This window comes from Duganella sp. BJB476, assembly GCF_003416895.1.
Taxonomy (GTDB): Bacteria; Pseudomonadota; Gammaproteobacteria; order Burkholderiales; family Burkholderiaceae_D; genus Rugamonas.
This window is the reverse complement of record NZ_QVIO01000004.1, coordinates 608218-622198: the sequence shown is the minus strand read 5'-3', so window position 1 is coordinate 622198 and position 13981 is coordinate 608218. Positions and strand designations below refer to the sequence as shown.

Annotated in this window: 17 protein-coding genes; 6 read left to right on the top strand and 11 right to left on the bottom strand. The window is 64.2% G+C overall.

Translation table 11 applies throughout. The annotated features are described in order from the left end of the window. Window positions 1-23: 23 nt before the first annotated feature. On the top strand, window positions 24-935 hold the full coding sequence (locus D0T21_RS19355; protein WP_116991562.1) for a dihydrodipicolinate synthase family protein: 912 nt from the start codon (window positions 24-26) through the stop codon (window positions 933-935). A 98-nt stretch (window positions 936-1033) separates the two neighbouring features. Here the strand turns inward: D0T21_RS19355 and D0T21_RS19350 are convergent, their stop codons facing one another. The 6 genes from D0T21_RS19350 to D0T21_RS19325 form a co-directional block, all read right to left on the bottom strand. After that, window positions 1034-2023, bottom strand: a complete 990-nt coding sequence (locus tag D0T21_RS19350) for a LacI family DNA-binding transcriptional regulator (protein ID WP_116991563.1) — start codon at window positions 2021-2023, stop codon at window positions 1034-1036. Window positions 2024-2110: 87 nt separating this feature from the next. Beyond that, window positions 2111-3499 carry an MFS transporter gene (locus D0T21_RS19345; protein WP_116991564.1) on the bottom strand — a complete coding sequence of 463 codons (1389 nt, stop codon included), beginning with the start codon at window positions 3497-3499 and terminating at the stop codon, window positions 2111-2113. 226 nt (window positions 3500-3725) lie between these two features. Further along, window positions 3726-4304 (bottom strand): hypothetical protein, encoded by a 579-nt coding sequence (locus D0T21_RS19340; protein ID WP_116991565.1) that lies wholly within the window; start codon window positions 4302-4304, stop codon window positions 3726-3728. Window positions 4305-4513: 209 nt separating this feature from the next. After that, a complete protein-coding gene (locus D0T21_RS19335; RefSeq protein WP_116991566.1) occupies window positions 4514-5800 on the bottom strand; it encodes an MFS transporter in 1287 nt (428 codons plus the stop codon). A gap of 80 nt (window positions 5801-5880) precedes the next feature. Further along, window positions 5881-6201 (bottom strand): thioredoxin family protein, encoded by a 321-nt coding sequence (locus tag D0T21_RS19330; protein ID WP_116991567.1) that lies wholly within the window; start codon window positions 6199-6201, stop codon window positions 5881-5883. A gap of 4 nt (window positions 6202-6205) precedes the next feature. Continuing rightward, the gene (locus D0T21_RS19325; RefSeq protein WP_116991568.1) at window positions 6206-7075 is read right to left on the bottom strand and encodes a ChaN family lipoprotein; all 870 of its coding nucleotides are present in this window, start codon (window positions 7073-7075) and stop codon (window positions 6206-6208) included. A gap of 269 nt (window positions 7076-7344) precedes the next feature. On the opposite strand from D0T21_RS19325, the gene D0T21_RS19320 reads away from it, so the two are divergent. Next, a complete protein-coding gene (locus tag D0T21_RS19320; protein WP_229211549.1) occupies window positions 7345-7656 on the top strand; it encodes a PEP-CTERM sorting domain-containing protein in 312 nt (103 codons plus the stop codon). 12 nt (window positions 7657-7668) lie between these two features. Here the strand turns inward: D0T21_RS19320 and D0T21_RS32265 are convergent, their stop codons facing one another. Genes D0T21_RS32265 through D0T21_RS19310 form a run of 3 tightly spaced genes read right to left on the bottom strand, consistent with a single transcriptional unit; the run spans window position 7669 to window position 9866 of the window. Next, window positions 7669-7839, bottom strand: a complete 171-nt coding sequence (locus D0T21_RS32265; RefSeq protein ID WP_199538529.1) for a hypothetical protein — start codon at window positions 7837-7839, stop codon at window positions 7669-7671. A 28-nt stretch (window positions 7840-7867) separates the two neighbouring features. Beyond that, the gene (locus tag D0T21_RS19315) at window positions 7868-8272 is read right to left on the bottom strand and encodes a DUF3224 domain-containing protein (protein ID WP_116991570.1); all 405 of its coding nucleotides are present in this window, start codon (window positions 8270-8272) and stop codon (window positions 7868-7870) included. 10 nt (window positions 8273-8282) lie between these two features. Next, entirely contained in the window at window positions 8283-9866 is a 1584-nt protein-coding gene (locus D0T21_RS19310) for a sensor histidine kinase (protein ID WP_116991571.1), read from the bottom strand. Window positions 9867-10034: 168 nt separating this feature from the next. Between D0T21_RS19310 and D0T21_RS19305 the strand changes: the two genes are divergently transcribed. Together D0T21_RS19305 and D0T21_RS19300 are read left to right on the top strand one after the other, a co-directional pair. After that, window positions 10035-10382 carry a hypothetical protein gene (locus tag D0T21_RS19305; protein ID WP_116991572.1) on the top strand — a complete coding sequence of 116 codons (348 nt, stop codon included), beginning with the start codon at window positions 10035-10037 and terminating at the stop codon, window positions 10380-10382. After that, window positions 10375-11220: an HDOD domain-containing protein gene (locus tag D0T21_RS19300; protein ID WP_116991573.1), complete on the top strand. Its 846-nt coding sequence runs from the start codon at window positions 10375-10377 to the stop codon at window positions 11218-11220. The genes D0T21_RS19305 and D0T21_RS19300 overlap by 8 nt, the downstream gene beginning before the upstream one ends. 65 nt (window positions 11221-11285) lie before the next feature. Here the strand turns inward: D0T21_RS19300 and D0T21_RS19295 are convergent, their stop codons facing one another. After that, on the bottom strand, window positions 11286-11618 hold the full coding sequence (locus D0T21_RS19295) for a hypothetical protein (protein WP_116991574.1): 333 nt from the start codon (window positions 11616-11618) through the stop codon (window positions 11286-11288). 301 nt (window positions 11619-11919) lie between these two features. Next, window positions 11920-12258 carry a hypothetical protein gene (locus D0T21_RS19290; RefSeq protein ID WP_116991869.1) on the bottom strand — a complete coding sequence of 113 codons (339 nt, stop codon included), beginning with the start codon at window positions 12256-12258 and terminating at the stop codon, window positions 11920-11922. 150 nt (window positions 12259-12408) lie between these two features. On the opposite strand from D0T21_RS19290, the gene D0T21_RS19285 reads away from it, so the two are divergent. Together D0T21_RS19285 and ybeY are read left to right on the top strand one after the other, a co-directional pair. Beyond that, a complete protein-coding gene (locus tag D0T21_RS19285; RefSeq protein ID WP_116991575.1) occupies window positions 12409-13488 on the top strand; it encodes a PhoH family protein in 1080 nt (359 codons plus the stop codon). Further along, window positions 13472-13936, top strand: a complete 465-nt coding sequence (gene ybeY, locus D0T21_RS19280; RefSeq protein WP_116991576.1) for an rRNA maturation RNase YbeY — start codon at window positions 13472-13474, stop codon at window positions 13934-13936. Before D0T21_RS19285 ends, ybeY begins: the two co-directional genes overlap by 17 nt. The last annotated feature ends 45 nt before the right edge of the window (window positions 13937-13981 follow it).

The window sequence follows — 13981 nt, the reverse complement described above, 5'->3', positions numbered from 1 at the left end:
CGATTCATCACAAGGAGAACAGCATGGCAGCAGCAAAATGGGAAGGGGTCTTCCCCGCAGTAACGACCAAGTTCAAAGAGAACGAGGACCTCGATCACGCAGAGATGGAAAAGCACTTCAACTTCCAGATCGACAGCGGCGTGCACGCGCTGCTGACCTGCGGCTCGCTGGGTGAAGCCAGCACGCTGTCGTTCGACGAGAAGCTGGCCGTCACCAAGACCGCGCTGAACGTCGCCGCCGGCCGCGTGCCGGTGCTGGTCAACGTCAGCGAGACGCGCACCGCCACCGCCTGCCGCTTCGTCGAGAAGGCGCATGAGATGGGCGTGCAGGGCCTGATGGTGATGCCGTCGGTGCTGTACGCGGCCGATTCGCGCGAGGCGATGGACAACCTGCGCGTGATCGCCAAGGCGGCGCAGCTGCCTATCATGGTCTACAACAATCCGGTCTCCTACAAGGTCGACCTGACGCCGGAAGACTTCAAGGAACTGGCCGATTGCGAATGGATCGTCGCGATCAAGGAATCGACCGACAACGTGCGCCGCATCACCGACCTGCGCAACGCGGTCGGCCACCGCTACCAGCTGTTCATGGGCGTGGACGATCTGTCGTTCGAAGGCCTGGCGGTGGGCGCGGACGGCCTGCTGGCCGGCCTGGTGGTGGCCTTCCCGAAAGAGACGGTGGCGCTGTACAAGCTGATGAAAGCCAAGCGTTGGGATGAAGCGCTCAAGCTGTACCAGTGGTTCATGCCGCTGATGCACCTGGACGTGTCGACCAAGCTGGTACAGAACCTGAAGCTGGTGGAAACGCTGGCCGGCGTCGGCAACGAGTTCGTGCGCCGTCCGCGCCAGCCGCTGCAAGGCGCCGACCGCGCCCGCGTCACGGCAGTTGTCCAGCAGGCGCTGGCCACCCGTCCGGACGTCAGCACGCTGTTCTAAAATCACCCCGGGGTCAAGTCTGACATTCGGACACGAGCTCTGCTGTAACCATGGCTACAGCAGAGCTCGTGTCCGAATGTCAGACTTGACCCCGGATTTTAGCGCTTGATGGTCGAGCCGCGCAGGATCAGCTGCGGTTCGATCATCGTGGTGGCGGGGGCGGGTTTGCCGTCGATGGCGGCGATCAGCTTTTCCATCGCGGCCACGCCCATGCGCTCGCTCTGCAAGTCCACCGTGGTCAGCGCCGGCGAGGTGTATTGGCCGTATTCGATGTTGTCGAAGGCCGCCACCGACATCTGCTCCGGCAGCTTGAAGCCCAGCGTCTGCGCCGCTTTCATCAAGCCCAGCGCCATCAGGTCGTTGTAGCAGATCAGCGCATCCGGGTGCTCGGCGCCCAGCATGATCGACGAGCATACGCGCTCGCCTTCGGCCGCCGTCGGCGCGCCGCCTTCATACACGGTCAGCTCCAGGTCATGCGCGGCCAGGCAGGCGCGGATGCCGGCCAGGCGCTCTTCGTCGCGCCGCGAGCGCGGAAAGCGCAGGTAGCCGATGCGCTTGTGCCCCAGCGAGACCAGGTGCCGCGCCAGCATGTAGGCGCCGCGATGGTCGTCGCTGATCACCCACGGGATCTCCAGCCGCGACAGGCGGCCGAAATACACCAGCGGCTTGCCCAGCTCCATCACCCAGTCCATCTCCGATTCCAGCATGCGCGAGAACATGATGATGCCGTCCACCCGGCGGCTCAGCGCTTCCAGCAAGGGCCTTTCGCGGTCCGGGTTTTCCTCGGTGTCGACCAGCAGCAGCGTGTAGCCGTGCGCCAGCGCGACCCGGTTGGCGCCCTTGACGATGCTGGTGAAATGCGGATTGGCCACGTCCAGCACCGACAGGCCGATGCTCTTGGTGCGGCCGGTGATCATCGACGCCGCCAGGGGATTGGAGCGGTAGCCCAGCCGGGCGATGACTTCCTTGATGGTCGCCTCCACCGCCGGCGAGAAGCGCTGCGCGCCGTTGACGAACTTCGATACGGTGGCGGTCGAGACGCCGGCTGCTGCGGCGACGTCTCGGATGGTTGCTACATTTTTTTTCATGTTCTGATTGTCGGGGATGCGTGGCCGCCGGTGCTTCGGCGGCGCCAAAGGACAATCTTAGCATGTCGGCATCTCGCCGCCGCCCGATCACAGGTCGGTGATTTCCTTGTGGCGCGGGACCAACGCCTTCATCACGCACCACGCCACCAGGTAGGCCAGCGCGCAGATGCCGAACATGATCATGTAGCCGGTGCGGATGTCGTTGACCGATTTGTAGTAGTCGAACACCCAGCCGCCCAATTTGGTCAGCAGCACGCCGCCGATGCCGCCGGCCATGCCGCCGATGCCGATCACCGAGGCCACCGATTTTTGCGGGAACATGTCGGACACGGTGGTGAAGATATTCGCCGACCAGGCCTGGTGCGCCGAGGCGCCGACGCCGATCAGCAGCACCGGCACCCAGAAGCTGATCGCGCCCAGCGGTTGCGCCAGCAGCACCACCAGCGGGAAGAAGGCGATCACCAGCATGGCTTTCATGCGGCCGTCATACGGCGCATGGCCGCGCGCCATGAAGTAGCTGGGGAACCAGCCGCCGCCGATGGAACCGATCATCGTCATGCTGTACAGGACCGCCAGCGGCGCGACGATGGCATCGCCCTTCATGCCGTACTGCGCCGACAGATAGGTGGGCAGCCAGAACAGGAAGAACCACCACACGCCGTCGGTCATGAATTTGCCGAAGGCGAAGGCCCAGGTCTGGCGGTACTTCAGCAGCTGGAACCACGACACTTTCTTGCCGGCGGCCGGGGTCTCCACCGGCGCCACCTGGTCGCTGCGGATGTAGGCCAGTTCCTGCGCCGACAGGCGCGGTTGCCGGTCCGGCTTGTCGTACAGCGTGATCCACACGCTCATCCAGATGAAGCCCAGCATGCCGATCATGATGAAGGCGGCCTGCCAGCCCCAGATGCCGGCGATCAGCGGCACGCAGATCGGCGCCAGGATGGCGCCGACGTTGGCGCCGGAGTTGAAGATGCCGGTGGCGAAGGAGCGCTCCTTCTTCGGGAAGTATTCGGCGGTGGCCTTGATCGCGGCCGGGAAGTTGCCGGCCTCGCCCACCGCCAACACCGCGCGCGAGATCATGAAGCCGACGATGGATGGCGCGGCGACGATGCCGAAGGCGCCCAGCAGCACGCCCACGCCCTGCCCCATCGGCACCGAGAAGGCGTGCAACAGCGCCCCCAGCGACCAGATCGTGATGGCCAGCGCGTAGGCGGCCTTGGTGCCGATCTTGTCGACCACGCGGCCGGCGAACAGCATCGAGATGGCGTAGACGAACTGGAAGGCGGCGGCGATGTTGGCGTAGTCGGTATTGCTCCAGCCGAATTCCCTGGACAGGTCGGGCGCCAGCAAGCTCAAAACCTGGCGGTCAAGATAGTTGACGGTGGTGGCAAAAAACAACAGTGCACAGATGGTCCAGCGGTATTTACCGACGGTTTTTCCCACCGCTTGCGCGTTCACAGGTTCGCTCAGGTTCATGGCATCACTTCTATTCTGGTTTTTGGTGATGATCTCCCGGTCTCCACGAGATCACTCTAGTCGTAAGTCATCGTACAACCATAAGATACGAGGAGGCAAGCGAAATATGGCGCGGAGGCGCCGTAAATCAGCCACTGTTGTACGATGACATTTTTTGCAAGTTCCAGAGCAAAAAAAAGCCCCTGCATTATGCAGGGGCGCTTGTGAAACAACAACTTGCGGCGGTTTAGACCTTGGTGCTGACCACATTGCCGGCGCTCGATGCGCCGTGCAGGTTTTGCGACAGCGTCTGCAGGAATTGCGGCAGCGAGGCCGAATCGGCGGACTTGCCGTTCGCTTGCAGCAGCGCGTTGAACTTGGCCTGCAGGTCGGCGTCCGCCGATGCGGCGCCGTCGGCCGGCGTGCCGGTCGAGCTCAGTTGCTGGGCCAGGCTTTGCAAGCCACCGGCGATCTTGCCGCCGCCACCGCCGCCGTGATGATGGTGATGTCCGCCGGCCGCGCCGGTTGCCGCCTGCCCGGCCTGGTCGCCGGCCTGCGATTGCAGCGCCGTGAACAGGCTCTGCGCGAACGCCGCTTCGGCCTGCTGCGGGTTTTGCGTGGCGTCGGCGCCGGCCGATGCCGTGGTGGACGAGGTGCTGCTGTCCGTGGCCTGCGCCAGCGCCTGCGAAATCGCGTCGGCCAGCTTGCCGCCGCCGCCCTGCGCCGGCCCTGCCACGGGCGTCTTGCCGGCCGCCGCGTTGGCCGCCGTCAATTGGGTGTACGCCACTGCCGACGCACTGCTGCTACCGATACCGTCTATCGCCATGATGACCTCCTGAGAAATGTGAGTGGGGTAAATACCTTAGCGGCACCAGTCTCCCATTTCTCCTGCGGCGGAACGGCCGGTTTTGTAACGCAATATATTGCTTGTAACGGACTGTGGCGGACGCCGCAAAAGCCGCCGGCCGGTCATCCGCGTTGCGGAGCCGGCCGGCGTAGATGTAAGTATGTATCAGTTACGTCCGCTTACATTCATCAAGCCTTCTTCACACCGGAAGGCGACAACAACAGCGCAACCAGGCTGATCACTGCCGCGGTGGACAGGTAGTAGCCGACGTATTGCAGGCCGTAGTTGGTGGCCAGCCAGGTGGCCGCGTACGGCGCCAGCGAGGCGCCCAGGATGCCGGCCAGGTTGAACGTCAGCGAGGCGCCGGTGTAGCGCACCTCGGCCGGGAACAGCTCGGACAGCATGGTGCCCAGCGGGCCGTAGGTCATGCCCATCAGACCCAGGCCCAGCGACAGGAACACGGTCACCAGCAGGCTGCTGCCGGAACCGAACATCGGCGCCATCGCCAGCCCGAACACGGCGATCGCGGCCGACACCCAGACCAGCGTGATGCGGCGGCCGTAGCGGTCGGCCCACAGCGCGGCGACCGGGATGGTCAGGCCGAAGAAGATCACGGCGAACAGTTGCTGAATCAGGAAGTCCTTGCGGCTGAACTTGAGCGCGCTGGTGCCCCAGCTCAGCGCGAACACCGTCATCAGGTAGAACAGCACGAAGGTGGCCAGCGCGATCAAGGTGCCCAGCACCAGCACGCGGCGATGGTCGCGCCAGACGGTCAGCACCGGCACTTTGACGCGTTCGTTCTTCTCCAGCACCTTCTGGAAGTCCGGCGTTTCATGGATCTTCAGGCGGATGTACAGGCCGACGATCACCAGCAGCGAGCTGGCCAGGAATGGAATGCGCCAGCCGTAGCTGAAGAACTCGGCATCGCTCAGGGTCTGGCTCAGCAGCAGGAAGATGCCGCCCGACAGGAAGAAGCCGATCGGCGCGCCCAGCTGCGGGAACATGCCGTACCAGGCGCGTTTGCCCGGCGGCGCGTTCTCGGTGGCCAGCAGCACCGCGCCGCCCCACTCGCCGCCCAGGCCCAGGCCCTGGCCGAAGCGGCACAGCGCCAGCAGCGCCGGCGCCAAAGTGCCGATCGAGGCGTAGGTCGGCAGCGCGCCGATCACCACGGTCGAGATACCCATGGTCAGCAACGCCGCCACCAGCGTGGCCTTGCGGCCGATGCGGTCGCCGAAGTGGCCGAACACGGCCGAACCGACCGGGCGCGCGAAGAAGGCGATGGCGAAGGTGGCCAGCGATTGCAGCGTGGCGGCGGCCGGATCGCTGGCGGGGAAGAACAGTTTGGGGAACACCAGCACGGCCGCAGTGGCGTAGATGTAGAAATCGAAGAATTCAATCGTGGTGCCGATCAGGCTGGCAAACAGCACGGTGGCCGGGGAATTGGCCTTGGACGATCCGGGGTGAGGCTGACTCATGCTTGACGCTCCTGCGGGTGGATGGTGCGGCCCATCATACACACCCGCCTCGCCTGCTGCCAAGCAGATAAGCTTGTTCGCTAGGTATCGATTTGCGCAAAGGCAACGCTGATCTCGTCGGCCTTGAGCGGCCGCACCAGGCGCGCCACTTCCTGGCCGTCGCGCAGGAAGATCAAGGTCGGCCACAGCTTGACGCGGTAGGAGCGGCCCAGCGCGCGGCCGGGGCCGTCCTCGACCTTGTAGTGGCGCACGCCCTCGTGGCCGGTGTACGCCTGCGCCAGCGGCGCCTGCGCGGCGATGCAGTGGCCGCACCAGTTGGCGCCGAATTCCAACAGCGTGGCGCCGGCCAGGGCGTCGACGGTGGCGCGGTCGGGCGCCGTGGGCAGGTAGATTTTTTCCATGGCGTCAGGATTTGGCTTTGGATTTGAGCTCGGCGCACGGGTCGGGACGGGGCTGGGGCGCCACGGTGTAGACCGCGTCGTAGCGGCCGGCGCCGTCCGCGCCTTCGACATAGCCTTCGCTGCGCACCGTCAGCGCCGGCGCCAGCTCGTTGATCCAGCGCGCCACGCCGATGTCCTTGCGCACGTGGCCGTTGCCGGCGATCAGCACGACATCGCGCGGCTGCTGGTCGCGCACGATCTTGGCCATCCAGATGTCGCGCGACACCTGGGCGTTGATCATGCCGTCGACCATCATCTCCGGCAACATATTGCAGTGGCCGGCGATGATTTCCTTGTACTGGGCGCCGCGCACGTCGGCCGGCAGCGGCTGGTCCAGGTGGTAGTCGCGCACGCTTTGCGGGTCGAAGGTGGCGGCGATGCCGTCGCGCACCACGCGCGAGGCGTCGGCGCGCGACAGGTTGCCGGCGACCAGCGGCAACTGGTAGGTCAGCGCCAGCTGGATCACTGGATAGTAGAGCTGCCAGTTCCAGCGGCCGGCGCCGACCACGCGGATCACGCACTGGGCGTCCAGGCAGCCTTTCTGGGCCTTGTTCAGCACGTCCTGGTTTTCGCGGTCGAACTGTTCCATGACGATGGCCGGACGCCAGCCGGCCTCGACCCGCTGGCGCAGCAACTCGTAGCGCAGCTTGTGGCCGGCGGCGTTGTCGTGCACCTCGCCCAGCAGCAGCACCTGCGGATTGGGGCCCGCCGGCGCCGGCACGGCCGCCGCGGTGGCGCCGCCTGCGCCCTTGCCGCCGCTGGCGCAACCGGCCAGCAAAGCCAGCGCCGCAGCGGCGAAAGTCCATCCCAATTTGCCGCCATATGTGGAAATCATCTGTGCCGGATCCTATGCTATCGAATTATTGCTTGTGAAGTACAACCGTTGTTGCACCGCACGATTTGATTGCCCCAAGAAAAATACAGATGGCAATATGTTATTAAATATGGTTTAATGAGCATCCGTCGAGCACGGTTGGAGCCATGACCAATCTTAGCTTAATGTATATGTTTTAATGTAGCCTTAACGTCCTGCTTGTGCAGCATAGTCAGGAGAGTACTGTGAAGAAGTTGAATTTTATAACGACATTATTGCTGGCCCTGGGAATGGCCGGAGCCGCTCAGGCTCAGACCGTCAGCCCGGACAACAGCAAAGTTGCGACCGCAGCAATCGTACTCGCCCAATGCGATGCCCACAGCACCACGCCGTGCGGCATCGATAGCCCCGTGGCCGCGGAGAAGACCGCCTCGGATCGCGATCCTGAAGCGCTGGCCGGCAACGCCCCGGTCAACCAGCAAGCCGTCGACCCGGTGGCCGAAGTGCCGGAACCGCAGACCTTCGTCATGCTGATGCTGGGACTGGTAATTCTGGGCTTTTCCTCGCGCAGCGGCGGCGCCTCGGATAAATTCAGCGACTGAGCCGAGCTGCCGCTACAGGCCGCACACCGCATGGATGTTGGTGATCGCCACGCCATGCAGGACGGCGCGGCCGACGCAGGAAAGTTTCTGCACACCGTTTTCGGTACCCAGTACCGCAAAAATCGCCAGCGCCACCGCCACGCCGACTAAAATCACCAAACCTTTAAGTGTGTCTTTATCCATGGCGGCATTCTAGCGTGGCGCCGGACGCTTAAGCAACGGCGTCGCCCAGCGTGTAGTCGAAATCGTAGTAATGCTTGCCGCCCTCTATGCGGATATGCAAGGTCCCGCTCAGACCGACCAGCTCGCCGCTGCCGGAATCGGCCACCACCGCCACCTTCAGGCCGGCCGTGCCGCGTTCCATGGTGCCGCTGTGGTGCAGCAGGAAACCGCCGCGCCGCCCTTCCAGCGTCCCCGTCACTTTTTCCATCGCCACGTAGGCGCCGGAGCCCAGTTCGCGATCCATATAGGCCAGCATCTCGCCGGCGCCGGCGGCGTCCAGCGCGCCGTGGTAGCGCTTGTCGAGCGACATGCGGCCTATGCCGCTCTCGGCCGCAACGGGCGACATGGTTTCAGGCGCCATCTTGACGTTGAATTCACCGCTGATTTTGGGCATTGCTGGCCTTTCAAGTGTGGAGACGGGCATCCGCTTGCAGCACCGCCGGATCGTCGACCGGCGTTACGCATGGCATGCGCAGCACGAAGCTGGCGCCCTGCCCCAGGATGCTGGAAACCGTAATGGTGCCGCCAAACTGCTTGGCGATCAAGTTGAACACGATATTGAGTCCGAGGCCGGTGCCGCCCTGCCCGCGCCGGGTGGTGACGAAGGGGTCGAACACCTTGTCGAGCATGTCCGGCGGAATGCCCTTGCCGTCGTCCACCACCTGCATCTCGATCCAGTCGGCCTGCTGCGCCACGCCGATGGTGATGCGGCCCTCGTCGCCCGCGTCGAAGGCGTGCTCGACGCAGTTGAGCGTCAGGTTGGTGATGACCTGGGCCAGCGCGCCCGGATAGCTGTCGAGCATGATGTCCGGCGGGCAGGCGATGCTGACGGTGATGCGGGTCTTCTTCAGCTTGGGCTGCAGGCTGGACACCACCTCGTTGATGTAGTCGCGCAGCTCGAAGCGGCGGCGCGCCTCGCTGACCTGGTCGACCGCGATCTGCTTGAAGCTGTGGATCAGGTGCGCCGCGCGGTAGGCGTTGTTCATGATCAGGCGCGTGCTCTCGGCCGCCGTCTCCAGGTAGCGCATGATGTCGGATTTCTTGATATTGCCGCTGGCGACCGACTGGTGCACCTTCTCGGTGGCCTCCATCAGCACCGAGGCACTGGTCAGCGCGATGCCGACCGGGGTGTTGATCTCGTGCGCGACACCGGCCACCAGGCCGCCCAGCGAGGCCAGCCGCTCGGCCTGCAGCAGCGATTCCTGCGTGCGGCGCAGGTCGTCGAGTGCCTTGGCGGTGGTCTGGGCCGATTTGCGGGCCTCGTCCTCGGCCTCGCGGATGCGCTGGATATTCGATTTGACCTTGCGCTGGATGGCGTTGAAGCCGCGGATCACCTCGCCCAGCTCGTCGTGGCGGCTGTCGGGCAGCTCCTCCACCTCGTCGCTGCCGCGCGTGGCCAGGTCGAACAGGCCGTCGCGCAGGCGCTTGAGCGGGTCGAACACGATGCGCAGCGACAGCGCCAGCGCCGCCACCAGAATCAGGTCCAGCAGCAGCACCTCGGTGACCTTGCGGCGCACTTCGGCCGCCAGCGTGGCGTCGATCTGCGCGCGGCTGAAGTTGACCACCACGCGGCCGACGATGACCGGCTTGAGCGAGGCGCCGGCGGCGCCGGAATCGCGGTAGGCCAGGTCGGCCACCACCGGCGAACCACCGACGGCGGCGTCGTTCTCGATCGAGCTGACGCTGCCGTTTTCATTGCGTAATTTGCCGGAGAACAGGCCGACCGAGGTGTCGTAGACGCGGATCGAGACCAGCTCGGGCGGCAGCATCTCGGCGGCGACGATGTTGTCGACCTTGGCCTTGTCCAGGTCCCACAGCGCCGACGGCAAGCTGGTTTGCAAGCGGGTCAGCACGCCTTGGCGCAGCCGCTGGCTGCTCACTTCCAGCTCGTGGCCGAGGCTGTACTGGGCGTAAGTGCCGGAAATACCCAACACCAGGGTCACGATGACCACGAAAAGCAGCGTCAAGCGGCCTTGGATACCAAACATCGACCAACCTCCGTGCAGTGATGGAATTGACGGCAACGTCCCAATGTACGGTATGGCATGCGACTTGGCAAGTTATGGCCCCCACCGTCACACCGAGGCGGCAGACTTTGCTTGCCCGCAATGGTAAGATCGGGCAATGTAGACGAGGTGGCAAACCGGGAGGGCATCATGACAGGCAATTATCATCAACTGACGCTGGCGGAGGTGCGGCCGGGCATGGTCCTGTCGGACGTGCTGCTGGACGTGCAAGGCCATGTGCTGCTGCCGCAAGGCACGCAGCTGACCGAGGCCATGCTGGCGCTGATGCCGCGCCACGGCATCGCCATGCTACCCATCCTGAAAGAAGAAGTGTCGCCGGAAGTGGCGCAGGCGACGCTGGAGCACCATGAGGCGCGCATCGCCCACCTGTTCCGCAAAAACGACGCCGACAGCGACAGCGACTGGGCCACCGCGCTGCTGCGCCGCTTCGTGTCGGACTTCCGCCTGGGCCTACCGGAGACTCCCGAGCATGAGTAATACCCTGAGTTACGACGACGTCGTCCGCACGCTGGACGACCTGCCCTCGCTGCCGGCGGTGGTGATGGAGCTGCTCAACAGCATAGACCAGGACGATGTCGACATCTCCGTGCTGGCCAAGAAGGTGTCGCACGACCAGGCGCTGACGGCCAAGACGCTGCGGCTGGCCAACTCCTCGCTGTACGGCCTGCAAGTCAAGGTGACCACCATCCAGCAGGCGATCACCTACCTGGGCTTCCAGACCACGCGCAACCTGATCACGGCGGCCGCCGTCACCGGCTGCTTCGCCGAGGGCCACTGCCCCGGCTTCGACCACAAGGCCTTCTGGCGCCATTCGATCGCCACCGCCGCCTGCGCCAAGGTGCTGGCGCGGCAGATGCGCTTCAACCAGGACTACGCCTTCACGGCGGGGCTGCTGCACGATATCGGCCGGCTGGTGCTGGTGTCCTGCTTCCCGAACCAGTATTCGGAAACCATCGCCTACCGCGACGCCCACGATTGTTATCTGCTGGACGCCGAGCGTACCGTGCTGGGCGTCGATCATGTCGACGCCGGGCTGGCCCTGGCGGAGCACTGGAATTTTTCCGACACGATGCGGCTGGCCATCGGCGGCCATCACGACCCGGAAGCGCCGGGCGCAGGGTTCCTGGCCGCAATCATTCATGTGGCCGACGCCATCGTGCATGCGCTCGATCTGGCGCAGGTGCAGGACGATCTGGTCCCGCCGGTATCCACCGTGGCCTGGACTGCGCTGGGCCTCGATGAGGAAATCTATCTGCAATTGTTCCGCGAGACGGAACTGCAATATGAAGAAATTTCGATGGTACTGTTGAGCTGAGCGAGCGCCCTGCCGGCCGGCTTCAAATCAAGCCCGGCGACGGCAGGTGCAGGCATGCGGGCGCATTAGTGGCGCGCGTAGTTTCCGGCCTCGGCCTTTTCGGTACGCTCTTCTGGCTTTGGACGGCCTTGGGCGTCGGACAGACGGTACTTGGTGCGGCGGTCGCCCATCAAGTCGCGCAGGTCGCGGATGCTCATGCCGGTCACTTCATGCATGCGGATCAGCAGCGAGGCGCCGACCGGCAAGCGGTGGTGGCGGATCTTGCTGATGACCGGCGGCGCCACTTCCAGCAGGCGCGACAGTGCGGCATCGTTTTTCAATTGCATCTTGCCGAGCAAGATGTCCAGGAGATGATTGGGGTTGTAGCTTTCCTGGGAAGCAAGTGCGTGATGTGTCATGATTTTCCTCGTTGATTAGGTGAATGAAGTGTGCAGGCCTGAACTTAAGGGCAACTTAGATTCCTTGGACTAAGCTTTCCGGCTCCCTGCTTGCCTTTCGTGCAAGATAATTCTATGCTCAAAAGGGCCTGTTCCTGCCGCTTTCCGTCGAGCGAAGATTGTTCGACATCAATCGCTGGCTAGAAACCTTAGCAACAATGCTATTTCATCACATGGGGCTGGAGGGTGTCGCACGCAAGAACTTGTAGGAAACTGTTACACAAAGCAAGTTCGTCTTTACACAGGCGGGGGCGGGGATAAATCAGGCGGTGGTGTCGATGTGGCGACCCAGGGTTTTCTCGCTTTGGCGGCGATCCTGTTCGGCGTGTTTGTCGGCGGCCTGGGCGGCGCGGCGCTGCAGCGCGGTGGCGTCGTCATTGGCCTGGGCGCGGCTGCGCTGGGTGTCGGTATTCTTTTCCACGCGGGTCTGCACCGCGCGTTCGGCGCCGTTGCTGCGCTGTTCACGCTCGACGCTCTCGGTCGAGCTCGCCTGCTGGGCGCGCTGCTGCTCGCGGTGGGCGCGGGTTTCGCGCTGGTTGGCCGCCTGCACGCTATCGAGCGGGGTGCTGATGCGCGAGGACGAAATCGCATTGGCCGCCATGAAACCCTCCAATAGAAATTGCCGGCAGGCTACTCTTTCACTGTAGAAGCTCAGGTGCCTGAAATCAAGGCCTATCGCATCTGGCGACGGAAAATTACGTTAAACTATGGCCTGTGCCGGCACTGCCGGCCTCTCTCATAAAGCATCCCATTGAAAACCAAAACACCAGTCCAGCCGCACTACTTTGTCCCGGAACCGCTCGATAATGCGCGTCTGGCCCATCTGTGCGGCCCCCTCGACGAAAACCTGCGCCAGATTTCCGCCGCGCTGGACGTCACCATTTTCCGTCGCGGCGAGAAGTTCATCGTCAGCGGCCACAACGCCGAACGGGCGGTGCAGATCCTCGAACAGTTCTACGCGGTCGCCAACAAGATCGTGCCGATCGAGGAAGTGCAACTGGCGCTGGTCGAGCAACGCGCCGGCCTGGCAGTGGCCAACGCCGCCATCGCCGCCGCCTCGGCGCCGGACCAGCCGCGCGTGGTCGAAGCGCCGTTCGTCGAGCCGGACATCAACAGCCCCATCCTGAAGACCCGCCGCGCCGACCTGCGCGGCCGCACGCCGCACCAGATCCGCTACCTGCGCAACATCCTGGAGCACGACATCAGCTTCGGCGTCGGCCCGGCCGGCACCGGCAAGACTTACCTGGCGGTGGCCTGCGCGGTCGACGCGCTGGAACGCGATGCCGTCAAGCGCATCATCCTGACCCGCCCCGCCGTCGAAGCGGGCGAACGCCTGGGCTTCCTGCCGGGCGACCTGGCGCAAAAGGTCGATCCCTACCTGCGTCCGCTGTACGACGCGCTGTACGACCTGCTGGGCTTTGACCGCACGCAGAAAATGTTCGAGAAGCAGGTGATCGAGATCGCGCCGCTGGCCTATATGCGCGGCCGCACGCTGAACCACGCCTTCGTCATCCTGGACGAGGCGCAGAACACCACCGTCGAGCAGATGAAGATGTTCCTGACCCGCATCGGCTTCGGCAGCAAGGCCGTGGTCACCGGCGACGTCACCCAGGTCGACCTGCACAAGAGCCAGAAGAGCGGCCTGGTGGACGCGGTCCAGGTGCTGAAGGATGTGCGCGGCATCGCCTTCAGCCACTTCAACAGCGAGGACGTGGTGCGTCACCCGCTGGTGGCGCGCATCGTCGACGCCTACGAAACGGCGCACAACCACGAAGCGGAAATCGCTCCCCTCCTCAAAGCCACAGCCCTCAAAAATGTCCGCAAAAAATAAACTGACGCTGTCGGTGCAATACCCCGACACCCGCCTGCAGGAATCCATCACCCGTCCGAAGATACGCCGCTGGGTGCAGGCCGCGCTGTTCGCGCCGGCCGAGCTGACGATACGCTTCGTCGACGCAGAGGAAGGCCGCACCCTGAACCGCGACTACCGCGAGAAGGACTACGCCACCAACGTGCTGACCTTCGCCTACAACGAAGGCGAAGACATCCCGGACGACGCGCCGACCCAGGCCGACATCATCCTCTGCACCGACGTGCTGGAGCAGGAAGCGGCCGAGCAAAAGAAAACCGTGGAAGAACACGCCGCCCACCTGATCGTCCACGGCGTGCTGCACGCACAAGGCTACGACCACATGGACGACGAGGAAGCGGCCGAGATGGAAGGCATCGAAACCGACATCCTGGCCGGCCTCGGCTACGCCGATCCCTACGCGGACTGAGCAGCAGGCGGTGTCTTTTTGCCAAAAACGGACCCGCCTCCCCAT

Excerpts from the sequence above, each read along its gene's own strand:
- D0T21_RS19355 (WP_116991562.1), top strand. The coding sequence starts at position 24 with ATGGCAGCAGCAAAATGGGAAGGGGTCTTCCCCGCAGTAACGACCAAG.
- D0T21_RS19350 (WP_116991563.1), bottom strand. The coding sequence starts at position 2,023 with ATGAAAAAAAATGTAGCAACCATCCGAGACGTCGCCGCAGCAGCCGGC.
- D0T21_RS19345 (WP_116991564.1), bottom strand. The coding sequence starts at position 3,499 with ATGAACCTGAGCGAACCTGTGAACGCGCAAGCGGTGGGAAAAACCGTC.
- D0T21_RS19340 (WP_116991565.1), bottom strand. The coding sequence starts at position 4,304 with ATGGCGATAGACGGTATCGGTAGCAGCAGTGCGTCGGCAGTGGCGTAC.
- D0T21_RS19335 (WP_116991566.1), bottom strand. The coding sequence starts at position 5,800 with ATGAGTCAGCCTCACCCCGGATCGTCCAAGGCCAATTCCCCGGCCACC.
- D0T21_RS19330 (WP_116991567.1), bottom strand. The coding sequence starts at position 6,201 with ATGGAAAAAATCTACCTGCCCACGGCGCCCGACCGCGCCACCGTCGAC.
- D0T21_RS19325 (WP_116991568.1), bottom strand. The coding sequence starts at position 7,075 with ATGATTTCCACATATGGCGGCAAATTGGGATGGACTTTCGCCGCTGCG.
- D0T21_RS19320 (WP_229211549.1), top strand. The coding sequence starts at position 7,345 with ATGGCCGGAGCCGCTCAGGCTCAGACCGTCAGCCCGGACAACAGCAAA.
- D0T21_RS32265 (WP_199538529.1), bottom strand. The coding sequence starts at position 7,839 with ATGGATAAAGACACACTTAAAGGTTTGGTGATTTTAGTCGGCGTGGCG.
- D0T21_RS19315 (WP_116991570.1), bottom strand. The coding sequence starts at position 8,272 with ATGCCCAAAATCAGCGGTGAATTCAACGTCAAGATGGCGCCTGAAACC.
- D0T21_RS19310 (WP_116991571.1), bottom strand. The coding sequence starts at position 9,866 with ATGTTTGGTATCCAAGGCCGCTTGACGCTGCTTTTCGTGGTCATCGTG.
- D0T21_RS19305 (WP_116991572.1), top strand. The coding sequence starts at position 10,035 with ATGACAGGCAATTATCATCAACTGACGCTGGCGGAGGTGCGGCCGGGC.
- D0T21_RS19300 (WP_116991573.1), top strand. The coding sequence starts at position 10,375 with ATGAGTAATACCCTGAGTTACGACGACGTCGTCCGCACGCTGGACGAC.
- D0T21_RS19295 (WP_116991574.1), bottom strand. The coding sequence starts at position 11,618 with ATGACACATCACGCACTTGCTTCCCAGGAAAGCTACAACCCCAATCAT.
- D0T21_RS19290 (WP_116991869.1), bottom strand. The coding sequence starts at position 12,258 with ATGGCGGCCAATGCGATTTCGTCCTCGCGCATCAGCACCCCGCTCGAT.
- ybeY (WP_116991576.1), top strand. The coding sequence starts at position 13,472 with ATGTCCGCAAAAAATAAACTGACGCTGTCGGTGCAATACCCCGACACC.